General features: G+C 65.4%; 18 protein-coding genes. 7 read left to right on the top strand and 11 right to left on the bottom strand.

Annotation, left to right across the window (positions count from 1 at the left end; all coding sequences use genetic code 11):
* Nucleotides 1-61 precede the first annotated feature (61 nt).
* On the top strand, nt 62-526 hold the full coding sequence (locus tag R3P93_RS07860; protein WP_243595046.1) for an RDD family protein: 465 nt from the start codon (nt 62-64) through the stop codon (nt 524-526).
* Between the two features lie 40 nt (nt 527-566).
* Here R3P93_RS07860 and R3P93_RS07855 read toward each other — a convergent pair whose 3' ends face one another.
* From R3P93_RS07855 to sucB, 5 genes are all read right to left on the bottom strand, one after another.
* A complete protein-coding gene (locus R3P93_RS07855) occupies nt 567-1322 on the bottom strand; it encodes a DUF4191 domain-containing protein (RefSeq protein ID WP_243595045.1) in 756 nt (251 codons plus the stop codon).
* A gap of 62 nt (nt 1323-1384) precedes the next feature.
* Complete coding sequence (gene lipA, locus R3P93_RS07850; RefSeq protein WP_176459221.1) at nt 1385-2398, bottom strand: lipoyl synthase; 1014 nt, start codon at nt 2396-2398, stop codon at nt 1385-1387.
* Nucleotides 2399-2408: 10 nt separating this feature from the next.
* Complete coding sequence (gene lipB / locus R3P93_RS07845) at nt 2409-3188, bottom strand: lipoyl(octanoyl) transferase LipB (protein ID WP_243595044.1); 780 nt, start codon at nt 3186-3188, stop codon at nt 2409-2411.
* Nucleotides 3189-3209: 21 nt separating this feature from the next.
* Nucleotides 3210-4100 carry a TIGR01777 family oxidoreductase gene (locus tag R3P93_RS07840; protein ID WP_317532724.1) on the bottom strand — a complete coding sequence of 297 codons (891 nt, stop codon included), beginning with the start codon at nt 4098-4100 and terminating at the stop codon, nt 3210-3212.
* A gap of 149 nt (nt 4101-4249) precedes the next feature.
* Nucleotides 4250-6037, bottom strand: a complete 1788-nt coding sequence (gene sucB / locus R3P93_RS07835; protein ID WP_094640146.1) for a 2-oxoglutarate dehydrogenase, E2 component, dihydrolipoamide succinyltransferase — start codon at nt 6035-6037, stop codon at nt 4250-4252.
* A gap of 377 nt (nt 6038-6414) precedes the next feature.
* On the opposite strand from sucB, the gene R3P93_RS07830 reads away from it, so the two are divergent.
* Complete coding sequence (locus R3P93_RS07830) at nt 6415-6756, top strand: oxidoreductase (RefSeq protein WP_094688555.1); 342 nt, start codon at nt 6415-6417, stop codon at nt 6754-6756.
* A 48-nt stretch (nt 6757-6804) separates the two neighbouring features.
* On the opposite strand, the gene R3P93_RS07825 is transcribed toward R3P93_RS07830, so the two are convergent.
* On the bottom strand, nt 6805-8328 hold the full coding sequence (locus R3P93_RS07825; protein WP_317532723.1) for a leucyl aminopeptidase: 1524 nt from the start codon (nt 8326-8328) through the stop codon (nt 6805-6807).
* A gap of 117 nt (nt 8329-8445) precedes the next feature.
* Here R3P93_RS07825 and gcvT point away from each other — a divergent pair, with 117 nt between their 5' ends.
* On the top strand, nt 8446-9546 hold the full coding sequence (gene gcvT, locus R3P93_RS07820; RefSeq protein WP_094640403.1) for a glycine cleavage system aminomethyltransferase GcvT: 1101 nt from the start codon (nt 8446-8448) through the stop codon (nt 9544-9546).
* A gap of 41 nt (nt 9547-9587) precedes the next feature.
* Nucleotides 9588-10691 (top strand): branched-chain amino acid aminotransferase, encoded by a 1104-nt coding sequence (locus tag R3P93_RS07815; protein WP_094669889.1) that lies wholly within the window; start codon nt 9588-9590, stop codon nt 10689-10691.
* On the opposite strand, the gene R3P93_RS07810 is transcribed toward R3P93_RS07815, so the two are convergent.
* From R3P93_RS07810 to R3P93_RS07795, 4 genes are read right to left on the bottom strand one after another with little or no spacing between them, the layout of a single operon-like run.
* Nucleotides 10688-11449 carry an adenosylcobinamide-GDP ribazoletransferase gene (locus R3P93_RS07810; RefSeq protein WP_094669850.1) on the bottom strand — a complete coding sequence of 254 codons (762 nt, stop codon included), beginning with the start codon at nt 11447-11449 and terminating at the stop codon, nt 10688-10690. The two genes, R3P93_RS07815 and R3P93_RS07810, sit on opposite strands and share 4 nt — an antisense overlap.
* Before the next feature lie 2 nt (nt 11450-11451).
* Entirely contained in the window at nt 11452-12570 is a 1119-nt protein-coding gene (gene cobT, locus R3P93_RS07805; RefSeq protein WP_317532722.1) for a nicotinate-nucleotide--dimethylbenzimidazole phosphoribosyltransferase, read from the bottom strand.
* Nucleotides 12567-13136: a bifunctional adenosylcobinamide kinase/adenosylcobinamide-phosphate guanylyltransferase gene (cobU, locus tag R3P93_RS07800; RefSeq protein ID WP_317532721.1), complete on the bottom strand. Its 570-nt coding sequence runs from the start codon at nt 13134-13136 to the stop codon at nt 12567-12569. Before cobU ends, cobT begins: the two co-directional genes overlap by 4 nt.
* 5 nt (nt 13137-13141) lie before the next feature.
* Nucleotides 13142-13801: a DUF3043 domain-containing protein gene (locus R3P93_RS07795; RefSeq protein ID WP_317532720.1), complete on the bottom strand. Its 660-nt coding sequence runs from the start codon at nt 13799-13801 to the stop codon at nt 13142-13144.
* A 100-nt stretch (nt 13802-13901) separates the two neighbouring features.
* On the opposite strand from R3P93_RS07795, the gene R3P93_RS07790 reads away from it, so the two are divergent.
* The 3 genes from R3P93_RS07790 to R3P93_RS07780 all read left to right on the top strand — a co-directional run bounded on the left by R3P93_RS07790 (nt 13902) and on the right by R3P93_RS07780 (nt 16484).
* The gene (locus R3P93_RS07790; RefSeq protein ID WP_094640141.1) at nt 13902-14975 is read left to right on the top strand and encodes a glycerate kinase family protein; all 1074 of its coding nucleotides are present in this window, start codon (nt 13902-13904) and stop codon (nt 14973-14975) included.
* Between the two features lie 64 nt (nt 14976-15039).
* Complete coding sequence (locus tag R3P93_RS07785) at nt 15040-15405, top strand: HesB/IscA family protein (RefSeq protein WP_068052114.1); 366 nt, start codon at nt 15040-15042, stop codon at nt 15403-15405.
* 104 nt (nt 15406-15509) lie between these two features.
* Entirely contained in the window at nt 15510-16484 is a 975-nt protein-coding gene (locus tag R3P93_RS07780) for a carbohydrate kinase family protein (protein ID WP_094688459.1), read from the top strand.
* Between the two features lie 90 nt (nt 16485-16574).
* Here R3P93_RS07780 and asnB read toward each other — a convergent pair whose 3' ends face one another.
* Nucleotides 16575-18503 (bottom strand): asparagine synthase (glutamine-hydrolyzing), encoded by a 1929-nt coding sequence (gene asnB, locus R3P93_RS07775; RefSeq protein ID WP_094669854.1) that lies wholly within the window; start codon nt 18501-18503, stop codon nt 16575-16577.
* Nucleotides 18504-18690: the final 187 nt, after the last annotated feature.

Here is an 18690-nt window from a genome sequence, read left to right as displayed (position 1 = left end):
CACGAACAACAGTACGTCCGTGTGTTTTCCCGTGTACCCGACCGCGCCTATCCTGGAAATCATGGCACGAATGACAGGGTCCTGGTTGTCCGGACCGGCGGCTGCGAACCCGCGAGAACCCCAGAACTTCCGTGGTGAGGAGTTGGGCCTACCGAAGCAGGGGGTCGGCTCTCTGGCCGGTACCGGGCGCCGAGTTCTCGCGCTGGTGCTCGACTGGACGATGGCAACCGGCGTTGCGTCGTTGATTCTCGGTGGCTACACCACGAGCGGACTGATCTCGACGATCGTGTTGGCCGTGTGGTTCGGCGTGGGTCTGGTGACCGTCTCGCTGTTCTCGTTCACCCCGGGGCAGTTCATCGTCGGTATTCAGGTGGGCCGCATCGACGCACACGCACGAGTCGGCTTCGTCCGTGCACTGGTTCGGCAGTTGATCCTGCTGTTCGTCGTTCCGGCCGTGATCACCGACATGGATGGCCGCGGCATGCACGACCGGGCAACGGGAACAGCCCTGCTGCGGACCCGCTGAGGGGTCTTCGCACCAGGGCTGTCGGAGTGGTCGTGAGTGGCTAGCGGCGCTTCATGGTTCGCTGGACGCCCTTCATCTTGGCTCCGCCGGGAACGGGGCCCTTCGGCATGGCCGGGCCGCCCTTGGTGCCCAGAGCGGAGAGCCGCGATTCGATGGTGTCCATGCGCTTGCCGTCGATGTTCTTCGGCAACTTCGCAAGATATTTCTGCAGACCCGAGAGCGGGATCTGGTTCTCTTCGTTTCCGACGATGATGTCGTAGATCGGGGTGTCGCCCACCAGGCGGGCGGTCTTCTTCTTCTCCTGGGCCAGCAGTGACTTCACGCGATGAGGTGCACCCTCGGCCACGAGAATGACACCCGGCTTACCGATGACGCGATGCACGGCGTCGAGATGGGTGGTTCCGGCGATCGCATTGGTCACCCGCCACGAGCCCTGCAGATTGTCGAGCGCCCAAGCGGCCGCGCCGGCCTGGCCGTCGGCCTTCTTGTACACAGATTTCTGTACCCGGCGGCCGAAGATGATGAAAGCGACGAGCACGCCGAGAAGCAAGCCGATGGGGAGCAGGAACCACTGGAATCCGAACGCGAGACCGATCAGAAATCCGACGAGTCCCAGCCCGACGACCGCCCCGATCATCAGCGGAAGGAGAACCTTGTCGTCCTTGCGCTGCATCTGAAACGCCTGCCAGAGCTGCTTGCGTCGTTCCCTCGATGCCTGCTTGCGCGCCGCCTTGGCAGCTGCTTTTACTTCCTTGCTGGGCTTCGCTGCTTTGCCAGCCTTACTGCCGTTCGCCATGCTTCACAGGATACGTCCTGTGCCGGCGCTCACGTGCACCGCGCCGGGTTGGCCGACGACGATCAGCGAGCCGCCAGACGTGCCATCAGCGAACTGGCCTCCTGAGAAGCTTCGCCACCGTCGGTGAGGTGACTCATGCTCTCGGGCAGTTCTCGTCCGTGATGGGCCATCGCCTGTGCGTACAGGCGACCCGCGCGGTACGAGGAGCGGACCAACGGTCCGGCCAGCACACCGGCGAACCCGATCTCGGTGGCGTAATCGGAGTGCTCGACGAACTCCTCCGGCTTGACCCAACGCTCCACCGGGTGGTGGCGCGGTGACGGACGCAGGTACTGGGTGATGGTCAGAATGTCGCACCCGGCCTCGTGCAGGTCGCGAATGGCTTCCTGAACTTCTTCGGGGGTTTCACCCATGCCGAGGATCAGATTGGACTTGGTGACCAGGCCGTCGTCGCGGGCCGCGGTGATGACGTCCATCGACCGCTGGTACCGGAAGGCCGGGCGGATGCGCTTGAAGATCCGCGGCACCGTCTCGACGTTATGAGCCAGCACCTCGGGGCGCGACGAGAAGACCTCGGCCAATTGGTCGGGCTTGGCGTTGAAGTCGGGGATGAGCAGCTCGACGCCGGTGTTCGGATTCAGCTTCTTGATGTACCGAACCGTCTCGGCGTACAGCCACGCGCCGCCGTCCTCCAGATCGTCCCGAGCGACGCCGGTGATCGTGGAGTAGCGCAGACCCATGGCCTGCACGGACTCCGCCACCCGGCGCGGCTCGTCTCGATCGAGATCCTCCGGCTTGCCGGTGTCGATCTGGCAGAAATCGCAACGGCGGGTGCATTGCTCACCGCCGATGAGGAAGGTCGCTTCGCGATCTTCCCAGCATTCGTAGATATTGGGGCAGCCGGCTTCCTCGCACACCGTGTGCAGACCTTCGCGCTTCACAAGACCTTTGAGCTCGGTGTACTCCGGGCCCATCTTGGCTTTGGTCTTGATCCAGTTGGGTTTGCGTTCGATGGGGGTCTCCGCGTTTCGGATCTCGAGGCGGAGCAGCTTGCGTCCTTCTGGGGCCACAGTCACAGGATCGATGCTACGCGCCGAAGCGGACCGTCGTGAACTGCGGGTTGATCGACGCCTCCGTGACCGGCGGATGCTCGATCTCGTGGTCCTGCACGGGCATCGACCCGTCCAAGGCGGCCAGCACAGCGCGGGTGACCGCCGGGGTGACGTCGCCGATCGAGACGTCTCGGCCCAGCTCCAGCGACAGCGACGTCACGCCGGCATCAGCGATGCCACACGGCACGATGGCGTCGAACCCCGTCATGGCCGCATTGCAGTTCAGAGAGAAACCGTGCAGCGTCACTCCGCGCTGAACACGGACCCCGATCGCAGCGATCTTGCGTTCGGGCAGCCACACGCCGTCTCGCATCTGCGCCGCGAGCCACACCCCGGATCTACCGTCGACGCGCCCGCAGCCGATGCCGTAGGCGGACACGACCGAGATCAGCGCTTCTTCGATACGGCGCACGTACCTGACGACATCGATGGGGTGCGCGAGTTCGACGATGGGGTAGCCCACCAATTGGCCTGGACCGTGCCAGGTGATCTTGCCGCCACGATCGACCTCGACGACGGGGGTACCGTCCCGCGGCATGTCCTCCTCGGAGGTACGCCGCCCCGCGGTGTAGACGGACGGATGCTCGAGCAGCAGCAGCGTGTCGGAGCCGACGCCGTCCGCCCGGGCACCGGCCAGCTCGCGCTGTAGTGCCCAGGCCTCGGTGTACTCGACGGTGCCCAACTCTCGCACCACGACCGGCTCGGAGCTCGCTCGTGCCGACACTGCGACCGACGGAGAGTTCGCATCACTCATGAGTCGGAACGGTACGCCGCGTCATGAGCCGACGGCCACCCGCAGTGCTTCCCCGATCGTGTTGTGCTCGAAGGTGTAGCCCGCGTCTTCGAGAGCCTTCGGAATTGCCCGGGGCCCGGTCAGGATGGCCTCCTCGGCGAACTCGCCGATCACGGCTTTCAATGCGAAGCCGGGCACCACCCACGGCGCAGGCCGATGTACCGCCCGTGACATCGCACTGTTGAACTGCGCATTGGTCACGGGAGTCGGGCCCACCATGTTCACCGGCCCTCGCAGTGAGTCGTTCTCGATGCCGTGCACGATGGCACCGATCTCGTCCTCCAGAGAGATCCACGGGAAGTACTGACGGCCGCTGCCCAACCGTCCGCCGAGTGCGAACAGGTACAGCGGACGGAGCTTGCCCAGCATGCCGCCGCGTTGCGACAGCACCACACCGCTGCGCAGAAGTATCGTTCGGACACCGGCTTCCGACGCCCTCGAGGTGGCGTTCTCCCAGTCTCGACAGACCTCGGCGAGAAATCCCTCACCGACGGGGGCGCTCTCGTCGACCACCCGATCGCCCGTGTCGCCGTAGAAGTTGACGCCACTCGCGTTGATCAGAGTGGGCACACCCGCGTCGGCGGCAGCCCCGGCGAGTACTTCGGTGGGAGCGATGCGGCTGTCCCGCACCAACTGCTTGTACGCACCGGACCATCTCTTGTCACCGATTCCGACACCACAGAGGTTGACGATCGCGTCGGCTCCGTCGAGCGCGGCCGCATCGACGCTTCCGCGCGATGGATCCCACTGCGACTCGTCGGGTCCGGCCGGTGATCTCCTAACCAGGCGGGTGACGTCGTGGCTACGGCCCCGCAGCGCTGCGACCAGGGCCGTGCCGATCAAACCTGATGAACCTGCAATGACTACGCGCATGTGAACGAAAGCCTCCTTGACGCAAACGGGGCATCATTCGCGAACGAATGATGCCCCGGATGCACGGTTCGTGCCCCTCTTTTCGAGACTCCGATGCGAATGTTTCGCGCTCTCACCAGAATACGTGAGAGTCGTGATTCGCCGGTTGCCTACAGGCCGAGATCGGCCTCGAACGACGCTACTTCGAGACGCTGCTTGATCGTCGTGAGGAAGCGTCCCGCATCGGCTCCGTCCACCAGGCGGTGGTCGTAGGTGAGCGGCAGGTAGCACATCGAGCGAACACCGATCGACTCGTTGCCCGAGTCGTCCTTGACGACGACCGGACGCTTGACGATTGCGCCCGTGCCCAGCATGGCGGCCTGCGGCGGAACCAGGATCGGGGTGTCGAACAATGCACCTTGGCTGCCGATGTTGGTGATCGTGAACGTGCCACCGGACAGCTCGTCGGGCTTGAGCCCACCCGAGCGTGCACGGGTGGCGATGTCGTTGATCGCCCGAGCCAGCCCGGCGAGCGACAGGTCGCCCGCATTGTGGATGACGGGGGAGAGCAGACCCTGCTCGGTGTCCACGGCGATACCGAGGTGGACATCGGCGTGGTACGTGATCTCCTTGGCTTCCTCGTTGATGCTCGCGTTGACGTTGGGGTGCGCCTTCAGAGCTTCGACGACGGCCTTCGCGAAGAACGGCAGGTACGTCAGGTTGACGCCCTCGTTCTCGGCGAACTTCGCCTTCGCCTTCGTCCGCAGACCGGCGATCTTGGTGACGTCCACCTCGAAGGTCTGGGTGAGCTGTGCAGAGGTCTGCAGCGACTCACGCGTCTTCTTCGCGGTGATCTGCCGGATCCGGTTGATCTTCTGCGTGGTGCCACGAAGATGCGCGAGCTCGGGACGAACACCGGCCGTGGCCGGCGCAGCGGGCTTGGCGGCCGCGGCGGGCGCAGCCTCGGCGGCCGGAGCAGCCGGAGCCTTCTTGGCCTCGGCAGCAGCGAGCACATCCTGCTTGCGGATGCGTCCACCGACACCGGTGCCCTTGACCGTCGAGAGGTCGACATCGTTGTCCGACGCCAGCTTCCGAACCAACGGCGTGACGTACGGGCTGGAATCACCCGACGGTGCCGACTCCTTGGCGGGAGCAGCCTTCGGAGCCTCCTGCTTGGGCTCGGCCTTGGGTTCGGGCTTCGGTTCGGCCTTCGGGGCTTCCTGCTTGGGAGCCTCCTTCTTGGGCTCTTCCTTCTTCGGCTCTTCGGCCTTGGGGGCTTCGGGCTCCGGGGTGGCCTCGGGCTCGGGGGCCTTCTCGGCCGGCGATCCCGATCCGATGACGGCGAGCTGGCCACCGACGGCGACCGTGTCGTCTTCCTCGGCGGAGATCTCGAGCAGAGTTCCGGCGACCGGAGACGGGATCTCGGTGTCGACCTTGTCGGTGGAGACCTCGAGCAGTGGTTCGTCGACAGCAACCTCGTCGCCGACGGCCTTGAGCCAACGGGTCACGGTGCCCTCGGTGACGGACTCGCCCAACTCGGGCATCGTCACCGGGGTGCCTGATCCGGACGAGTCGGACGATGCACTCGCTGCGGGTGCCTCCTCCTCGGCCTGTGGCTCGGGCTCGGCTGCGGGAGTGGGCTCCTCGGCAGCCTCCTCGGGTGCCGACTCCTCGGCGGGCGCAGCTTCCTCGGCCGGCGCGTCGGACGAGGGAGCCTCGCCTGCGTCACCGATCTGGGCGAGCTCGCCACCGATCTCGACGGTGTCGTCTTCCTGAGCGACGATCTTGGTCAGAACACCGGCTGCAGGCGACGGGATCTCGGTATCGACCTTGTCCGTGGAGACTTCGAGCAATGGCTCGTCGACTTCGACGGTGTCGCCTTCTTGTTTGAGCCACCTCGTGACAGTTCCCTCGGTGACGCTCTCACCAAGAGCTGGCATCTGGACGGAGAAGGCCATGTCTGTTGACTCCTCGACAGTTGTGTGCGGGTGATGTGGTTCGACGACTCGTGGTCGCAGACCATTGTGCTGGCGGAACAGGGTTCATGGACGAGAGTTGCGTGATTCGGTTCGACGGAGGCGCCGGTGCACAGAACACCGATCGAGCGTGTTCGGCTCGACACAGCGCCCACGTAGACACTCCCTCTCGGCAATTCACTTACTCACTTCACGAGCCTTGGTTCACTATCAAGAGAGCTGAACCCTCTAATGTCATCCTTCCATTGTTATCGCCTCGCCGTTCCCCTAGGGCGTTCAACACGCCTGGCAAACTGGCGGGTAACAACATTCCGGCACCCGAACCGGTGATCCATCGGCCGTACGAAAAGGATGTTCTCGTGGGATTGTTCGATCGACTCAAACGAAGCGGCGGGTCCGCGAAACGTGGCCCCGAGGGGTCGGTTGCCCAGTACCTGGCCGATTGGACGGCCGCTCGAATCGGTGTCGAGGCCTACGTCGAGCCGAAGACGACGGTGACCCCGCTGACGGTGGTGCTCGTCGCGAACGACGGCGAGTGGACCCGTCGGCCGCTGGATGAAAAATATGCACGAAAGATCGGACGCGACCTGAAGATGCCGGTCTACGACGTGCGCAAGACCGGCTACCCCCAGCGCATGCGCGATCACGACGCTCGCCAGAAGATCATCAAGAAGCGCGAACAGCAGCAGCGCGATCTCTGACCGAAATCCGTGCGTGCAGATTCGGATCCGCACGCACGGACTGTGCCATCAGCCGTTCTCGACGATGTCCTCGAGGACCGCGAACATCGTCCGTACGGGAACGCCGGTGCCGCCCTTGCCGGTGTACCCGAAGGGCCCGCCGGTGTTGTACGCCGGTCCCGCGACGTCGATGTGAGCCCATTCGACGCCCTCGGGGACGAACTCCTTCAAGAACAGCGCAGCGGCCAGCATTCCACCGGCCCGACCGTTGGTGACGTTCGCCAGATCGGCCACCTTGGAATCGAGTTCACGTCGGATCTCCTTCGGCAACGGCATCGGCCACGCGTTCTCGCCGATGGCCTGAGAGATATCGGCGACGCGGTCGCGGAAGTCCTCGGTGCCCATGACTCCTGGCGTCCGATTGCCGAGCGCGACCACCTGGGCCCCGGTCAGTGTCGCGGTGTCGATGAGGTAATCCGGATCGTCCTCGCAGGCACGCACGATCGCGTCGGCCAACACCAAGCGGCCTTCGGCGTCGGTGTTGATGACCTCCACGGTGATGCCGCCGTACTGGGTCAGTACGTCGCCCGGACGCTGCGCTGTGCCCGACGGCATGTTCTCGGCCATCGGCACCGTCGCGACGACGTCGAGCGGCAGATCGACCTTCGCGGCCAGAATCACCGTCGCGATGACCGCAGCCGCACCGCCCATGTCCGAGGTCATGTTCTCCATGCCCGCAGCGGGTTTGATGGAGATGCCGCCGGTGTCGAACGTGATGCCCTTGCCCACCAGGGCGACCTTCTTCGCGCCCCGCTTGCCGCCCGAGTGAGTCAGGCGAACCAGTCGGGGCAGGCGTGAAGAGCCCTTGCCGACGCCGTGAATGCCGCCGTAGCCGTCCTTCTCCAGTGTCTTGTCGTCGAGGATCTCGACCTTCAGGCCTGCAGCCGTACCCAGCGCCTTCGCCTGCGCCGCGAACTCCTCAGGGTAGAGGTGACTCGGCGGAGTATTGACGAAATCACGTGCTACAGCAACGGATTCGGCAATGGCGATCGAGCGTGCCAGCTCGTTCTTGGCTTCCTTGGACCGAGTGTCGGGAACGAGCAACTCGACGCGGGCGAGGGGAAGACCGTCGGCCTTCGGTGCCGACAGCGCGGACTTGAACTCGGTGAACTGATAGGCGCCGAGGAAGAACCCCTCCGCGGCAGCGCCGAGATCGAGTGCCGACAACGTCGTCGCGGCCGTATCCACACCCTTCAACGCGCGAGCTGCGGTACCGGCCGACTGGCGGATGCGCTCGCTGTCGATGTCGGCTGCGCTGCCGAGGCCGACGGCCAACACGCTGTCCACGGACAGGCCCGACGGTGCCGGAATGCGCACCAGTTCATCGGCCTTGCCGGTGGCACCGACGGACTCGAAGGAATCGAGCAGCGCAGCAGCGACGGCGTCGTCGGAGATGTCGTCGGTGATGGCGAGCTCGAGGCCGTCGTCGCTGGTACTCAGCGCGACGACGAGAACGTCGACTTTCTTACCGAGCTTGCCCGCGAGGACCAGGTCGGGTCCGAGAGTGCGGGAAGGCGTCGAGGGTGAAGGCACGTGGCTGCTCCTGTAGGGGTTGACGTGTACGTACCTCGATCCTAATGACGACTCGTCGAGGGACGCAGTCGGTCTGCCGGGCCCGCGACGGCCGCGATGTGAGCTAGCGTGACCGCCATGACCGACACCGAGCTGATCGAGGGACCACTTCACGCCGTGCACACCGAATTGGGTGCGACATTCGCACCTTTCGGCGGCTGGACCATGCCGGTGTCGTACGCCGGGGTCGTCGTCGAACACACGGCAGTGCGAGAGGCCGTGGGTCTGTTCGATGTCGGGCATCTCGGCAAGGCGTCGGTGACCGGACCCGGAGCCGCTGCGTTCGTGAACTCCGTTCTCACCAACGATCTGAACCGAATAGAACCGGGCAAGGCGCAGTACACGCTGTGCTGCACCGAATCCGGCGGCGTCGTCGACGACCTGATCGCATACTACGTCTCGGACGAGGATGTCTTTCTGGTGCCGAACGCGGCGAACACGGCGGCCGTCGTCGCGGCGATGGCCGAGCAGGCACCCGACGGGATTTCGGTGGTGAACCAGCACCGTGAGTTCGGAGTCCTGGCCGTGCAGGGACCGAAATCGACCGAGGTTCTTCAGGAACTGGGCCTGCCGACCGACATGGACTACATGGCGTTCGAGGACGCCACCTGGAATTCGGTTGCGGTGCGAGTCTGCCGAACCGGATACACCGGCGAGCACGGCTACGAACTGGTTCCACCCGCGGGCGACGTGGAACCGCTCTTCCGGGCGCTGATGGCAGCAGTGCGGTCTCGTGGGGGACAGGTGTGCGGGCTCGGAGCGCGCGACACACTGCGCACCGAGATGGGTTACCCGTTGCACGGACACGAACTGGCACTGGACATCTCGCCTCTCGAGGCGCGCTGCGGCTGGGCTATCGGGTGGAAGAAGGATGCGTTCTGGGGCAAGGAAGCCTTGTCCTCGGAGAAGGAGAGCGGACCGGCGCGCGTGCTGCGTGGACTGAGGGCTCTCGATCGCGGTGTCCTGCGCCCGGGCCTTGCCGTCAAGGCATCGGGACAGCAGATCGGAACGACGACGTCCGGCACGTTCTCGCCGTCGCTGAAGATCGGAATCGCCCTCGCCCTGCTCGACGCGGAGGCCGCTCCTGCGGTGGGCTCGGAGGTCGAAGTCGACGTTCGTGGGCGAGCGTTGCGCTGCGAAGTGGTCGCGCCGCCCTTCGTCGCAGTGAAGACCAGGTGACCGCGCGAGAGCTCGGTGGCCGTGACGATAGGATCTCGGGCATGACAGGTGTCTCCGAATTCACGTACGTGCAGCATCCCTCGCCCGCTACGCCCGCCGTGCGCGACGCGGTGCTCGCTGCACCCGGTTTCGGAAAACATTTCACCGATCACATGGTGTACATCGACTACACCCGTGACGGCGGATGGCACGATGCCACGATCGCGCCGTACGGTCCGATCGAGCTCGACCCCGCCGCGATGGTCCTGCACTACGGCCAGGCCATCTTCGAGGGACTCAAGATCTACCGTCAGCCGAACGGCGACCTCTCGACCTTCCGGGTGCACTCCAACGCCGAGCGCTTCCGCTCCTCGGCTCGCCGTCTGGCGATGCCGGAGTTGCCTGACGAGCTGTTCATCGGATCGATCGAGAAGCTGCTCGAACTCGACCACGACTGGGTCCCCGCGGCAGGCGGCGAGGACGCGCTCTACGTCCGGCCGTACATGTTCTCCACCGAAGCCGGACTCGGTGTCCGCCCGGCCGATTCGTACCGCTACATGTTGATCGCCTCTCCCGCAGGTGCGTACTTCCCCAGAGGCGTCAAGCCGGTGAGCGTCTGGCTGTCGACCGAATACGTCCGGGCGGCACCGGGCGGCACCGGAGACGCGAAGTTCGCGGGCAACTACGCCGCATCTCTGCTGGCGCAGGCACAGGCCAGCGACGAAGGATGCGATCAGGTGGTCTGGCTCGATGCCATCGAGCGCCGGTACGTCGAGGAGATGGGCGGGATGAACCTGTTCTTCGTCTTCGGCTCGGGCTCCGACGCACGACTGGTGACGCCGTCGCTGTCCGGGTCACTGCTCCCCGGCATCACTCGTGACTCGCTGCTGGCCCTGGCGACCGACGCAGGCATCCCCGTCGAAGAGCGTCGGATCTCCACCGAGGAGTGGCGAAAGGGGGCCGACTCCGGCGAGATCACCGAGGTGTTCGCTTGCGGCACAGCAGCGGTCATCACACCGGTGGGTAGCGTCAAGTCCACCGAGGGGGCGTTCGAGATCGCAGGCGGCGAGCCCGGCGAGATCACGCTCGCACTGCGCGACACGCTCACCGGCATTCAGCGCGGCACCTTCGCCGATACGCACGGCTGGATGACCAAGCTCCGCTAGCTTCCCAGAAGCAGGCCGACCGCGGCCAGCGCGGTGGTGGTCTCGATTCCGGCTCCGAGCACGTCGCCGGAGAGCCCGCCGAAGCGTCGCACGCAGTGGCGAGTGAGAACCATCGCGAGGGCGAGTACGGCGATGACCACCAGGGGGCCCTGCCACGGGCGGTCGGGATGTGCGAACACCGAGATCGCCACTGCGACAACCACCCACAGCGCTGGTGCCATGTTCGACTGCGTGCCCGCGACGAGAGCGCCGAAACCGTTCGGCGACGACGCGTCCGTACCCCGGCGGCAGGCCAGGACCACCGACACCCGGCTGATCACCGGCAGAACTGCAATGGCCCACCACAGCTGTTGGTGCGCGAGCTGGCCCAGGCTCGCGGCCTGTACTGCCAGAACGAGTGCGATGGTCGCAACTCCGAACGGCCCCGCACTGCCGGACTTCATGACTTCTCGCGCGCGCTCGGGAGGTCCGTAGCAGCCCAGTCCGTCCGCAGTGTCGGCCAAGCCGTCCAGATGCATACCCCGAGTGAGCAATGCCGAGGCCGCGACGGCGAGCAGTCCGCCGAGGAGAGGCGTCAGGCCTGCCGTGATCGACACCCACAGAACGATCGCGCTGATGCTGCCGAGGGCGATACCGACGACTGGAGCGAGCGCTATCGCGCGCCCGGCGGAGTCCCTGTCGACCTCGTCGGGGCCGCGCACGGGAAGCACCGTCAGCCAGGAGAACGCGAGCACCAGTGAGTCGGCTGGGCTGCGCACAGTCAGTGGTCTTCGGCGGTGCTGCGGTCTTCGGCAGTGCTGCGGGCTTCGCTGTCGCCGGTACTGACACCGGAGTCGGCGAAGGTTGCCATCGAATTGAGGGTGCCGACACCCGCACGAACCAGAGGCAACGCCGCCAGCGCTCCCGAACCTTCGCCCAGTCGCATCCCGAGCTCCACGATCGGTTCGAGACGCAAGTGCCGCAACGCAAGTGAATGGGCAGGCTCTGCCGAGCGATGCCCGGCAACCCACCAGTTGCGTGCCCCGGCCGCCGCGTCCTCGGCCACCAATGCGGCCGCGGTCACCACCAGGCCGTCCAGAATCACCGGGGTTCGCCGATGCGCTGCCTGTGCCAGAAAGCCGGCGAGGGCCGCGATGTCGGCACCGCCCGCGACTCGCAGCAGATCGGTGGGGTTCTTCGCGACCGGCCGGGCTCGACGCATCGCGTCCCGGATCGCTGCGGTCTTCCTGATCCATCCCGCATCGTCGATTCCGGTGCCGCGACCGACAGCGGCGACCGGCTCGGTGTCGGTCAGGGTGGCGATCAATACCGTTGCAGGAGTGGTGTTTCCGATACCCATATCGCCTGCGATGAGAAGATCCGCGCCGCCGTCGACCTCTTCGTCGGCGATGGCGGCTCCGGCAGCGATCGCGGCCTGAACCTCGTCCTCGGTGAGTGCATCCTCGCGGTCGATCGATCCACTGGACCGTCGAATCTTGAACGCGGACACCGAAGAATCCGTATCGGTGTCGACCGCGATGTCGACAACCCGAACCGCGGCACCGGCGATGGCCGCGAGTACGTTGACCGCTGCGCCGCCGGCGCGGATGTTCGCGACCATCTGAGCCGTCACCTCGGGAGGGTAGGCAGAGACCCCGTGTGCGGCCACGCCGTGATCGCCGGCGAAGACGACGACACGCACTCGTTCGAGAGACCGCGGCGGGCAGGCGTCCTGGCAGGCGGCGATCCACTCACCGAGCGCCTCGAGGCGACCGAGGCTTCCGGCAGGCTTGGTCAATTCCTGTTGCCGGTCGGCGGCGGCCGATCGAGCCGAGTCCGACGGAGCTGTCACCGGACGAAACGGCGACGACGCCGAAGCCTCTTCCGAAAGAATTGTCACACTGTGCCTTTCGCGGTGATGAAGTCCGCCGGAGGGTCCTTGAGGGTCAGCGCGAGTCCTGCGACGACCAGCAGAACCCTGTCACATACTGCCGCGAGCCGAGAATTGAGCAATCCCAGCTCGTCTCGGAAGAGGCGACCGGAACGGGATTCGGGCACCACGGACAAGCCGACTTCGGGGCTGACGAGCAGAAGGTGGGACGGGCAGTCCGCGACTGCCCGAACCAGATCGTCGACAGCCGGTGCGATCGTGCCGCGGGGGAGCTCCCAGGCCTGTGCATCGTCGAGCATTCCCGTCAGCCACGTTCCCAGATCGTCGACGACGGTGGTGCCGTCCCACGGCTGCGTCACGACACCGGACAGAGACGTGACGGTTTCGACGGTGGACCAGTGTGTCGGTCTCGACGCACGGTGACGCTCGATACGAAGCTGCCAGTCCTCGTCGGTGGCGTCCCGCCGACCGGTCGCGAGGTAGCGAACCGGCTCGAGAACGGCAAGCGATTCCGCGTGCCCGGACTTGCCGGATCTGGCTCCACCGAGCACGAGGGTTCGTCTCGGTTCACCCACCGACGTCAGACGGCCTCGCCGGCGCTGACTCGTGGCTTGGGCGCGCGCATCTTGCGGATCTGGGACGCACGCACGAAGGCGTACCACCCGATCCTGAAACCGCCGTCGGTGGTCTCGGGGAACCGCACCCGGATCTTGTTGTTGATCGTCTTGCCGAGGTAGATGCCCTCGCCGACCATGAAGAGCATCATCACGAACATGCCGAGGGTGACGTACTGCTGCACCTGCGGCTGCAGGAACAGAGCAAAGATCAGGATCAAGGCCAGCGGCATGAACAGGCCGACGAGGTTGCGTCGTGCATCGACGATGTCGCGTACGTATGCACGCACCGGACCCTTGTCGCGGGGGAGCAGATACTTGTCTTCGCCCGCCAGCATCCGTGCGCGTCGTTCGGCTGCGGCGGCACGTCGCTCGTTGGAGGCGGCCTTGCGGTCTTCCTTGCTGCCCTTGTTCGCCTTGCGGCGCTCGCGTGCCTCTTTGCTCGTCAGAGGAGCAGGAGCAACCGGTCCGCGACGCCGAGCTTCGGCATCACGGCGCTTGGGGGTCGGTCGGCCCTTGCCGAGAGACACCGAAGGGGTTGCGTCGCTCCCGGCCGTCGTCGACTCGGATTCGTTCGAGTCGTTTCCGTCCGAATTGTCAGAGTTTCCACGGCGTAGCAGCTTCACGCACTCAGAGTATGGGATGGCCCGTTGCCGACGAACACCGGCCAGGTCAGCGGCGAAACAGCGGATGCCGTTCCGGCGCTGCAGCCCTAGACTTCCGACGATGCGAGTGATGATTGCGCCGGATTCGTTCGGAGACACCTTGACTGCCGCGGCCGCGGCCGACGCCATCGCCAGGGGATGGGCCTCGGTTCGTGAGACCGACGAACTCGAACTCGCGCCCCAATCCGACGGCGGCCCAGGGTTCGTCGAGGTCCTGGCCTCGCGCATCGGCACCGTGCAGACCGCAGACGTGGACGGGCCCCTCGGCAACCCGGTCCGAGCCCACTGGCTGCTCGACGGTACGGCGGCGTACATCGAATCGGCTCAGGCCTGCGGACTGCATCTTCTCGACGGCCCGCCCACTCCACTGTCAGCACTGAAGGCGAGCAGCTACGGCGTCGGTCAGCTGCTCGACGCCGCTCTCGACGCCGGGGCGCGAACGGTGTTCGTCGGGCTCGGCGGAAGCAGCTGCAGCGACGGCGGGCGCGCGATGATTCGTGCGCTGGGCGGACTCGGATCGGCGGTCGCGCGATTGTCGGGCATCGACCTCGTCGCCGCGTCGGACGTGGAGAACCCGCTGCTGGGCGACGCCGGTGCGGCCCGCGTGTTCGGTCCACAGAAAGGTGCCGACGCAGACACCGTCGCTCGGCTGGAGGAGTCGAACACCGATTGGGCTGCAGTGCTCTCTGCCGCCGGCTACGACGTGGCAGACCGACCGGGAGCCGGAGCCGCAGGAGGTCTGGGGGCGGCACTGTTCGCACTCGGCGGCAGGCAGCTACCCGGTGCCGTCGTGGTGGCCGAACGAACCGGCCAGCAGGAACTGCTCGACTCCGTCGACCTGGTGCTGACCGGTGAGGGCAAATTCGACTCGCAATCGCTGCGCGGCAAGCTGGTGACCAGAATCGCTGCCGCGGGCGGCGCGACGGGCATCGACACGATCGTGCTCGCGGGGCAGGTCACGTTGTCGAAGGACGAACTGGAGTCGGCGGGCATCTCGGCTGCGCACTCGATCAGTGAGTTCGCGGGTTCGGTCGAGCTGGCGATGTCGGATGCGGCGAATCAGCTCGAACAGTTGGCCGCGCGCGTCGCGGCCGACGTGGTCGACACCGGTGTGCAAGGGAGGCGGCGAGCGTGAGGAATAGAGCTACCGGGAGTACGGTTGAGTCATTCACGGGTTGTACGACTGATAGGGAGAACCCATGACCGTTTCGAATGAGACCGCAACGACCGAAACCACGGCACACAAGGTCACCATGACGGAGACCGCGTCGACCAAGGCCAAGGCGCTGCTGGATCAAGAAGGCCGTGACGACCTCGCGCTGCGCATCGCCGTGCAGCCGGGTGGTTGCGCAGGACTGCGCTACCAGCTCTTCTTCGACGACCGAAGCCTCGACGGCGACCTCGCGGTCGACTTCAACGGCGTCACCCTCGCAGTGGACCGGATGAGCGCTCCCTACGTGGAGGGTGCATCCATCGACTTCGTGGACACGATCGAGAAGCAGGGCTTCACGATCGACAACCCGAACGCCACGGGATCGTGCGCGTGCGGCGACTCGTTCAACTGAGCTGACTCGTACTCGACTGTGACCGGTACACGCATGCGTGTACCGGTCACAGTCGTGTTTAGCCGTCGACTCCACAGCATCTACGAACCGAAAGGCCTTCCTTCGTGACACTCGCGGTATCCGGCTCGATAGCGACCGACCATCTGATGCGATTCTCCGGACGGTTCGCCGAGCAGATCGTCGCCGATCAGCTCTCGAACATCTCGTTGAGCTTTCTGGTGGACGATCTGGTCATTCGCAAGGGAGGCGTCGGCGGAAACATCGCGTACGCACTCGGAGTTCTCGGCGGCGCGCCTCTGCTCGTCGGGGCCGTGGGACCGGACTTCGCCGAGTACCGGACCTGGCTCGAAGAGCACGGCGTCGACTGCAGTGGTGTGAGCGTGTCCGCTACCGCACACACTGCTCGCTTCGTCTGCACCACGGACGAGGACATGGCGCAGATCGCGTCGTTCTACCCCGGAGCGATGAGCGAGGCCCGGGACATCTCCATCGAGGCACTCGCGGCGCAGCACGCGATGGACCTGGTTCTGATCGGTGCCAACGACCCCGACGCGATGACGGCGCACACGGCGCAGTGCCGCGCTGCAGGCATCCCGTTCGCGGCCGACCCGTCGCAGCAGCTCGCTCGGCTCGACGCCGCGCAGGCAACCGACTTGATCGACGGTGCCGCGTACCTGTTCACCAACGAGTACGAATGGGCGCTCCTCAAGCAGAAGACCGGCATGTCCGACGCTGACATCGCCGACAAGGTGGATCTGCGCGTCACCACCCTGGGCAAGCGTGGCGTGGACATCGTCGAAAAGGGTGGTGTGCACACCCATGTCGGTGTCGTGCCAGAGACGAGCAAGGTCGATCCGACCGGTGTCGGCGACGGCTTCCGAGCAGGTTTCCTCACCGCCCACATGGCCGGAGCCAGTATCGAACGTGCAGCGCAACTGGGTTCGCTCGTGGCCGTGCTGGTGCTCGAGACCACCGGCACGCAGGAGTGGGATCTCAACCGCGACGACGCGATCAAGCGTCTGACCTCTGCCTACGGTGAAGAAGCGGGCGAGGAAATCGGGGCATTGCTCCCCGCCTGAGCTTGGTCTCCCGTATCGGGATCAATGTGGCTTTGTTGCACTCCGAGCGACTGGAATCCACATTGATCCCGGGGGAAACGGGCGTACAGGTCAGATGTTGACCGGATACTCCGGTTCGGCGATCTGCGGCACGATGCGCTTCTCGACGAAGATGCCGTGCCACACCATGAAGATCAGCAGCGTCCACAGTCGACGGCTGTGATCGGACTTGCCGGCGCGGTGATCGTCGAGCATCGCCACGACGGCGGCCTTGTTGAGCAGGTGATCGGTCTGCGAGTCGGCGATCTGCTGGTGGGCCCAATCGAAGAGTTCCGGTCCGCGCAGCCAATGGCGCAGTGGCACAGGGAATCCCAGCTTGGCGCGATGCAGTACATGACCGGGAACGATTCCCTCCAGCGCCTGACGCAGAGCGTACTTGGTGGTGCTCTTGGTGATCTTCTGGTCGAGCGGGAGCTTCTCGGCGACCTTGTAGACCTCGGAGTCGAGGAACGGAACGCGCAACTCGAGTGAGTTGGCCATGGTGATCTTGTCGGCCTTCACCAGAATGTCGCCGCGCAACCAAGTGAACAGATCCAGATGCTGCATGCGAGCCACCGGATCCCATCCCTGCGACTGCGCGTATATCGGCGCGGTGACGTCCTGATGGGTCCACTCGGATCGGAACTCGCGCAGCACCGACCGCAACTGCGCGTCGTTGAAACTGCGTGCGTTGCCGTAGTACCGCTCTTCGAGAGTCATGGATCCGCGGTTGAGCAGGCTCTTGCCGCGAGTGCCCTCGGGGATTCGCTCGCTCAACGAGCCGGCCGCACGTCGAAGGAATGCGGGAAGCGACTCGAACGGCTTCAACGACAGCGGTTCGCGGTAGATGGTGTAACCGCCGAACAACTCGTCCGCACCTTCGCCGGAGAGCACGACCTTCACGTGCTTGCGGGCTTCCTTGGCGACGAAGTACAGCGGCACCAACGCGGGGTCGGCCACTGGATCGTCCAGATACCAGACGATCTCGGGGATGGACGCCGCGAACTCCTCGGGTCCGACGACCTTCACGATGTGCCGAGCACCGATTGCCGCGGCCGACTCCGCTGCCACGTCCACCTCGGAGTAGCCCTCGCGCTCGAATCCGGTGGTGAACGTGATCAGGTCGGGGTTGTGACGGATCGCCAGAGCTGCGATGGCCGTCGAATCGATTCCGCCCGAGAGAAAGGAGCCGACCGTGACGTCGGCGCGCATATGTTTGGCAACCGAGTCTTCGAGTGCCTCGGCGATTTCCTGGTACCGCGCCTTCTCGCTGCCGGGTGCGAATGGCTGAACCGGGAACTTCGGGGTGAAGTAGCGAGTGACCTTCGGCGGCGTGCCCGGTGACAGCGTGGCGTAGCAACCGGATTCGAGCCGCCGAACGCCTGCGTGCAGGGTTTCGGGCTCGGGGACGTACTGCAGCACCGTGTAGTGCTCGATGGCACGCGGATCGAGATCGGTGCCGACGCCGAGCAGATCCATCAGCTCGAGCACGCTCTTCTTCTCGCTACCGAACGCGGTGCCTCCGGGACCGGTGGCCAGGAACAGTGGCTTGATGCCGAAGGGATCGCGTGCAACGAACATCTCGCGCGTCTCGGTGTCCCAGATGGCGAAGGCGAACATTCCTCGCAGACGCTGCACGGCGGCAGCGCCCCAGTAGTGGAACGCCGCAACGATCGACTCGCTGTCACCTTCGGTGGCGAATTCTGCCCCGTGATCGCGCGCGAGCTCGGCACGCAACTCGAGGTAGTTGTAGATCTCACCGTTGAACACCAGTGCGTACCGGTTCGGCGACTCGGGCGGACCCCACCGCATCGGCTGGTGCGAGTGTTCGATGTCGATGAACGAGAGTCGATTGAAGCCGTATACGACGTCGTCGTCGTGCCAGGTGCCACCGGGCTCGTCCGGGCCACGATGGCGCATGCAGTGAGTCGCCGAGCTCACCAGCTCGACGCCGGCGGCGGTCGTTCCGTGAGATGTCAGTACTCCGAGCAGTCCACACACAGCGTCTGCTACCTCTTCTCGCAGTTGGGGACAATGCCGGGGGCCGGATCTCCGCGTGTCGTCAGCGGGACGGTCGATCAGCAACCGAGTATGCCGCAGACACGCTCGAACCTAGGTAACGACCCAAGGGTGGCTCCGCGTCAGCTTTGGTCTACGCTGCGTAGTACTCGGGCATCTCCATGTGGAA

The sequence above is a fragment of the Rhodococcus cerastii genome (assembly GCF_033042195.1).
Lineage (GTDB): Bacteria > Actinomycetota > Actinomycetes > Mycobacteriales > Mycobacteriaceae > Rhodococcoides.
This window is presented reverse-complemented; position numbering and strand designations above follow the sequence as displayed.